At 58.5% G+C, this 6,280-nt stretch carries 9 protein-coding genes; 4 read left to right on the top strand and 5 right to left on the bottom strand.

Annotated elements, in window-relative coordinates; translation table 11 throughout:
- Positions 1-1,458: TonB-dependent receptor plug domain-containing protein (locus WA989_RS12130; protein WP_424340755.1), on the bottom strand; the 1,458-nt coding region annotated here is incomplete at its 3' end.
- Positions 1,459-1,699: 241 nt separating this feature from the next.
- Between WA989_RS12130 and queC the strand changes: the two genes are divergently transcribed.
- From queC to WA989_RS12145, 3 genes are read left to right on the top strand one after another with little or no spacing between them, the layout of a single operon-like run.
- On the top strand, positions 1,700-2,407 hold the full coding sequence (gene queC / locus WA989_RS12135) for a 7-cyano-7-deazaguanine synthase QueC (protein WP_424340756.1): 708 nt from the start codon (positions 1,700-1,702) through the stop codon (positions 2,405-2,407).
- Positions 2,404-3,057: a 7-carboxy-7-deazaguanine synthase gene (queE, locus tag WA989_RS12140; RefSeq protein WP_424340757.1), complete on the top strand. Its 654-nt coding sequence runs from the start codon at positions 2,404-2,406 to the stop codon at positions 3,055-3,057. Before queC ends, queE begins: the two co-directional genes overlap by 4 nt.
- Entirely contained in the window at positions 3,012-3,437 is a 426-nt protein-coding gene (locus WA989_RS12145; protein ID WP_424340758.1) for a 6-carboxytetrahydropterin synthase, read from the top strand. Before queE ends, WA989_RS12145 begins: the two co-directional genes overlap by 46 nt.
- On the opposite strand, the gene WA989_RS12150 is transcribed toward WA989_RS12145, so the two are convergent.
- The 3 genes from WA989_RS12150 to WA989_RS12160 form a co-directional block, all read right to left on the bottom strand.
- Entirely contained in the window at positions 3,434-3,907 is a 474-nt protein-coding gene (locus WA989_RS12150; RefSeq protein ID WP_424340759.1) for a hypothetical protein, read from the bottom strand. The two genes, WA989_RS12145 and WA989_RS12150, sit on opposite strands and share 4 nt — an antisense overlap.
- Positions 3,908-3,999: 92 nt before the next feature.
- On the bottom strand, positions 4,000-4,197 hold the full coding sequence (locus WA989_RS12155; RefSeq protein ID WP_424340760.1) for an NF038104 family lipoprotein: 198 nt from the start codon (positions 4,195-4,197) through the stop codon (positions 4,000-4,002).
- Positions 4,198-4,241: 44 nt separating this feature from the next.
- Positions 4,242-4,937: a pirin family protein gene (locus WA989_RS12160; protein ID WP_424340761.1), complete on the bottom strand. Its 696-nt coding sequence runs from the start codon at positions 4,935-4,937 to the stop codon at positions 4,242-4,244.
- 326 nt (positions 4,938-5,263) lie between these two features.
- On the opposite strand from WA989_RS12160, the gene WA989_RS12165 reads away from it, so the two are divergent.
- Entirely contained in the window at positions 5,264-5,713 is a 450-nt protein-coding gene (locus tag WA989_RS12165) for a hypothetical protein (protein ID WP_424340762.1), read from the top strand.
- A gap of 36 nt (positions 5,714-5,749) precedes the next feature.
- Here WA989_RS12165 and WA989_RS12170 read toward each other — a convergent pair.
- A partial coding sequence (locus WA989_RS12170) for a mechanosensitive ion channel family protein (RefSeq protein ID WP_424340763.1) occupies positions 5,750-6,280 on the bottom strand: 531 nt, incomplete at its 5' end.

Consider the following 6,280-nt stretch of genomic DNA (forward strand, 5'->3'; position numbering starts at 1 on the left):
GGTCTCGAAGTCGACTGAAATCGCACCGAGATTGAAGTTGAACGGGCCGTCAAAATCAGACTGCAGGCGAATTTCGTGCGTTGTCTGCTCCGAATAGGCGCCTGAAATGTCGGCAGCGACCGGGAAGTTGAACGCACCGAGCTGTGGATCCTGCACAACGCCGCCCGGGAAGAGCAGCCCATAGAGCGGCGCGAGGGCCGGATCGACCAGGCCAATGAACGGGCCGACCGTCGTGTTGAACGGCACGTCAGCGGCATATTCGTTATAGTCTTCCTGAGAGATGACCTCGTTTTCGTTATAGCTGCCGAGATAGGTCAGCAGCAGGCTATCGGTGAGATCAAATTCGGCCTTCCAGGTGAACAGGTCCTGTGAACCTTCATAAGTGGGGTCGAAATAGCTTTCGGTCGTGCGCAGGCCGGGGCTGATGCCGCTCGTATTTGCGTCAAGGCCCGTTGCATTGCCTGTCAGCGGATCGATACCGCCGACCGTACCGGAGATAAAGCCGTACTGGCCGCCGAGCGTACCGGCCGTATTGACGCCGCCGAGCGAAGCGGGATCGGACAGACGCGCTTCCACACAGCCTTGCGAGGTGATCAGCTGATCAAAGGCCGTGATCGGGATGCCAGCATAGGACGTCTTGATCGGATCCTTGGCACAGAACTGCTTGCCGGACCGGATGCGATTGTCGTCTTCCTCGAAGTGCTCATAGCTGAGGAAGGTGCGGAGCCGGTCTGTCGGCTCCCAGGCGAAAGAGGCGCGGATCGAATAGAGGTCGCGGTCATCGACGTCATTGCCAGTGGTGATGTTGTCCACATAGCCGTCGCGCTGCAGCAGCGATCCGGCGAGGCGGAAGGCTGCCTGATCCCCCAGTGGCACGTTGATCATGCCCTTGGCCTTGATCGTATTGTAATTGCCATAGGTGAGTTTCGCGTCGGCCTGGAACTCCTCGAGAACAGGCTTTGCGGTAATCAGGTTGAACACACCGCCGGTTGCGTTCCGGCCGTAGAGCGTGCCTTGCGGACCGCGCAGGACCTCGACCCGTTCCACATCGTAGAATTCGGCTTCGAACAGAGCGTTCGAGGTTAGCGGCACGTCGTTCTGGTGAACACCCACGCCGGCGTCAGCGGAGGTTGAGACGGCGTCAACACCGATCCCGCGGATCCGGAAGTTGTAGCCCGTAAAGTTGCCCTTGGTGAAGTTCACGTTCGGGATCGATTTCACGAGGTCGGGACCACCAGCCAGTTGCAGCTTGTCGAGCGCTTCTTCGTCGAAGGCCGAAACCGCGATCGGAACATCCTGGATCGACTCTTCGGTTTTCTGGGTCGTGACCAGAACCGTGCCGAGTTTGCGCTGGGCATCCTCGGCTTCTTGAGCCACCGCCGTCGGGACGCTCCAGCTAAGAGCGATTGCCGACACCCCGGCGAGCATCAGATACTTTTCACCTATTTTCGGAATCATTTCATCTCCTCCCATGTCGAGCTTTGTTTGTTTTTGCTCGACTTTTAACGTTTCCTCACGGGCTTCCCGCGTTGTCCGGGAATGCCTCACCTGTTATCACAGCGACAGCCGCGACACTTTGTCAACTGCTTCCTTCGATGCTTTTGAGTTGTTGGGTTAACGTGATTTTTGGGTGACATGAAGCTGACCCTACGGAAGGTTTCGCTTGGTCACCGGCAGGACCTTTGATACTGGCCCCACTATGAATAAACCCACCTCAGCGCTTGTCTTGTTCTCCGGCGGGCAGGATTCCACGACGTGTCTGGCCTCCGCGCTGAAACGTTTCCTGCACGTGGAAACGATCGGCTTCGATTATGGCCAGCGCCACAAGGTCGAGCTCAAATGCCGGGACAAAGTGCTTGCCTCGATCCGCTCGAAATTTCCCCAATGGGCCGACCGGCTGGGTGATGATCATCTTATCCAGCTCGGCGCGCTCGGAGAGATCAGCGACACGGCGCTCACCCGCGACGAGGACATCACCACCGGAAAGGATGGCCTGCCGTCGACCTTCGTGCCCGGCCGCAATCTCATCTTCCTGACCATGGCCGCCGCCCTCGGATGGCGCCGCGGCATCAGCGTCATTATCGGCGGCATGTGCGAGACCGACTATTCCGGCTATCCCGACTGCCGCCGCGAGACGATCGACGCCCAGCAAAAAGCCCTCGGCCTCGGCATGGACAAGTCGATCACCATCGAGACGCCGCTCATGTGGCTCGACAAGGCAGAGACCTGGCAGCTCGCCATGGATCTTGGCGGACAGACCCTGGTCGACATCATCAAGGAAGACACCCACACCTGTTACAAGGGTGAACGGATGCGCCGGCATGAATGGGGCTATGGCTGCGCCGAATGCCCGGCCTGCGAGCTGCGCGCCGCCGGCTATCGCAAGTGGCAGGAGCGCTTCCAGTGAAGACCTATTCGGTCAAGGAAGCCTATGTGACACTGCAGGGGGAGGGCGCGCAGACAGGCCGCGCGGCCGTTTTCCTACGCTTTGCCGGTTGCAATCTCTGGAGCGGTCTCGAGCGCGACCGCGATGCAGCCGTCTGCAAGTTCTGCGACACTGAATTTGTCGGCACGGACGGGGTGAATGGCGGCAAGTTTCGCGGGCCCGGCGCGCTGGTTTCCCACATCACTTCACTCTGGGAGCAGGATGGACGGACGTCCGATCAGGCAGCTTATGTCGTCTGCACGGGCGGTGAGCCGCTCCTGCAGCTCGACGCGCCACTGATCGAGGCCCTGCACGGCGCGGGCTTCGAGGTTGGCGTCGAGACCAATGGTACGGTCAAAGCACCGGAAGGCCTCGACTGGATCTGCGTCTCGCCCAAGGCGAACGCCGCGCTGGTCCAGACACAAGGTGACGAGCTCAAACTCGTCTATCCGCAGGTCGAAGCCGAGGCCCAGCCGGAGCGCTTTGCTGCACTGCAGTTCAGACACTTCTTCCTGCAGCCCAAAGATGATAACAGGCAGCCTGAAAACATTGCCGCAGCAGCGGCTTACTGCATGAAGTATCCGAAATGGCGACTGAGCTTACAAACCCACAAACTGATCGGGCTGCCCTGAGCCCGACAGGCGAAGTGTTCGAAATCTCCAAGGCGGTGACCTTCGAGGCGGCCCATTTCATGGGCGGCAAGCCCGAAGGCCATCCCTATCGCAATCTGCATGGCCATAGCTTCCGTCTCGAGGCGACGGTGCGCGGCCGGGTGAAGCCGGGCGAGGAATGGGTTGAGGATTTCAGCCATGTGACCGCAGAGCTGAACCGCGTCGCGGGCCTGCTCGACCATAAGCTTCTGAACGAGATTGACGGGCTGTCGGTCCCGACCCTGGAGCGGATCTGTCTCTGGGTCGCCAATGAATTGAAAACGGCCCTGCCGGGACTGTCGAAAGTCGCCCTGGCAAGGCCGTCACTCAATGAAAATTGCGTTCTGAAGATCGGCGCTTAGTCGGACACGTCCTCAGCCAGGCGTTTCGCGAAATTGCGGGAGGCCCGGTTGGCATCGCCCCAGACGCTGGACGCGATGACATTCTGGATGTTCGTCTCGTACCAGTCATATTCGACATCGCCGATCACCTGGCCGGATGCATCAACGGCGACGCCCTTGAGCGTCATGCCGCCAATCGATTTGGAGCGGATCGCGTCAAGGCCGGGCTGATCGCTCATCTGCTGCATGGTCGGCCGGTTCGGCTTTGCATCCAGGATCGTCACCGAGACGGTCGCAGGATCGACTCCCGCCTTGTTGAACGCATGCTCGAGGTCCTTGCGAACATCGTTGGAAAGCTTCTCGCCCTCGCGCGTGCCGTAATCCTCGGCCAGCTTTTCCTGAAACTCGGTCGAATAGCCGATATTGATTTCAGCGGCGTGGGCCATCGGGACAAGCGCAGCGGTTGCGGCGGCAATAAAAAGGGTCTTCATGACAGTCCTCCTATAACAGGATTGTATCACTACAAACGCGCGGCGGGAAAGATGAGTTGCAGTCGCTCGCAGCCATGTGGTGAAGGCTGGGCCTAGTCCTCTTCCTGCTTTTTCTTGTCTTTGTCGCCATCAGGGGTCACCGCATTCACGGCGCCTTCAGCGACATCGCCTGTCACGTTTACTGCGCCTTCGACGACATCTCCGGCAACGCCAACAGCGGTGCCGACGATACAGCCGCCGAGCGCGAGCGGAGCAACGAGGATCAGGAAAAGGGATTTATACCGGGCCATGCAATTGAGGCTCGCATGGCCCGGTTAATCTGGCAATAACAGGGTTACACCGTGTCGACGAAGACGATTTCTGCGTCCTTCAGCCCTTTGAATGTAAGCGTTTCGGCGCCTGTGACAGCTGCGCCATCACGGGCGTTCAGTACCTCTCCATTCAGGTCCACGCTGCCGTCTGCGAGTACGAAATAGCCATAGCGGCCGGCCGGAACGGTATATTCCAGCGTCTCGCCTTCTTTCAGCGTCGCGCCGAGGATCTTCGCGTCCTGGCGGATCCGCAGGGCATCGTCCTCGCCATGGCCGCTGGCAAGCACGGCCCATTGGCCCGACCGGTCGCCTTTCGGGAATTGCCGGGCGCCCCAGTCTGGATTGCCGCCGGCTTCGGCCGGTTCGATCCATATCTGGAACAGGGTGGTCGAGTCGGTCTCGGCGTTCCATTCAGAATGCTGGACGCCGCGGCCGGCGCTCATCACCTGCACGTCGCCCGCCTCGGTGCGGCCCTTATTGCCCATCGAATCCTCGTGGGTGATCGCGCCTTCGCGGACATAGGTGATGATCTCCATGTCGCGGTGACCATGCGGGGGAAAGCCCGTCTGCGCGCGGATACGGTCATCATTCCAGACGCGCAGCTTGCCATGGCCCATACGTTTGGGGTCGTAATAGTGCGAGAAGGAGAAGTGGTAATGGGCGTCCAGCCATTCATTCTGGAAGGTGCCCAGCTTATCAAAGCGGCGGATATCAATCATGTGTGGCTCCTTTTCTGATTTCCCGAAATATACTGCTTGAGCCGGTGACGATTAGGAGCAGGACCGGAATAAGTGTTTTCCACTCTCAACACATAATAAAAGAGACCTCAGGACAAGGTCGACCGCCTGAGCTGTATCGCTTTCCAAATATTCATGTTATCTGTTTTTAGGTGGGGGGGAAGTCATTCGGTAATTGCAGGCCAACAATACTAATAATAGTAGCTTGTTTCCTTGTCTCTAAATACATTTTAACCAGTAATTATAGCCAGCTGCTCTGTGGATACTGACTTTCTCGCTCCCACTTAATTAACAATGGGAGTTTCTAAATGCGACTTAAGCACATGGTATTAGCCGTTGGCCTCGCGGGTCTCGCCTTGCCAGCATCGGCCCAACTCGAAGTCTATACCGACTATGAGATCAGCGATGCAGTCTGGTTGATGACGACCGTTAAGGTCGATGCGAATATGGGTGACTACTATCTTGAAGGCCTCAAATCGACGTGGGTTGCGTCAAATGAGGCGGCAAAGGAACTCGGTCATATCGAAGATTATTCGATCATGGCGAGCGCCTTCCCTCAGGGCGGCGACTTCAACATGGTCCTGGTCATCAAATTCGCCAGCATGGCAGATCTTGCCCCGTCCAAGGCAAAGTATGATGCCTTCATGACGGCCTGGGGGGAAGCCAATGAGGATGAGAGCCGCGAGACGTCGAAGACATATCCGGATGTCCGCACAATTGTCGGCGAATACGTGTTCCACGAACTGACGATGAACTGATCGGGTCGGAGGGCGGGAGGTTCGCGCGGCGCGCGGTCAGCTCTCGCCCTTCACCATTTCGACCTTCAGCGTCGATCCGGGGCTGATCAATATGTCTTCGTGGCGCAGCGGGATATCGATGCCGGCTTCTCTGAACTTGTCCCAGATATTGAGCAGCACCTGCGAGGCGATATTGGCGACGCCATTTTCCGGGTCATTGATCCAGAAGCGCGCCTCAAGCTCGATCGCCTCGTCGCCAAATTCCATGACAAGGCAGACAGGGGCGGGCGAATGCAGGACGCGCGGGGTCGCCTTTGCGCCTTCCACCACGAGATCGACGGCCTGGCGCAGATCGCTTTCATATTCGACGCGCAGGCGCTTCTTCACGCGCACTTCCTTGTTGGAATAGGACCAGTTGACCACCTTGTCGGTGATCAGCATCTCGTTCGGGATCAGGTGTTCCTTGCCATCGCGCGTGATGACGGAGGCATAGCGAAGCCCGAGCGATTTCACGACGCCATAGGTATCGTCGACCTCGATCACATCATTCGGCTTGATCGAGCGGTCGGTCAGCAGGATCACACCGGA

Source organism: Henriciella sp., from assembly GCF_049649345.1.
In the GTDB taxonomy this organism is placed as follows: domain Bacteria; phylum Pseudomonadota; class Alphaproteobacteria; order Caulobacterales; family Hyphomonadaceae; genus Henriciella.

Excerpts from the sequence above, each read along its gene's own strand:
- queC (WP_424340756.1), top strand. The coding sequence starts at position 1,700 with ATGAATAAACCCACCTCAGCGCTTGTCTTGTTCTCCGGCGGGCAGGAT.
- WA989_RS12145 (WP_424340758.1), top strand. The coding sequence starts at position 3,012 with ATGGCGACTGAGCTTACAAACCCACAAACTGATCGGGCTGCCCTGAGC.
- WA989_RS12150 (WP_424340759.1), bottom strand. The coding sequence starts at position 3,907 with ATGAAGACCCTTTTTATTGCCGCCGCAACCGCTGCGCTTGTCCCGATG.
- WA989_RS12155 (WP_424340760.1), bottom strand. The coding sequence starts at position 4,197 with ATGGCCCGGTATAAATCCCTTTTCCTGATCCTCGTTGCTCCGCTCGCG.
- WA989_RS12160 (WP_424340761.1), bottom strand. The coding sequence starts at position 4,937 with ATGATTGATATCCGCCGCTTTGATAAGCTGGGCACCTTCCAGAATGAA.
- WA989_RS12165 (WP_424340762.1), top strand. The coding sequence starts at position 5,264 with ATGCGACTTAAGCACATGGTATTAGCCGTTGGCCTCGCGGGTCTCGCC.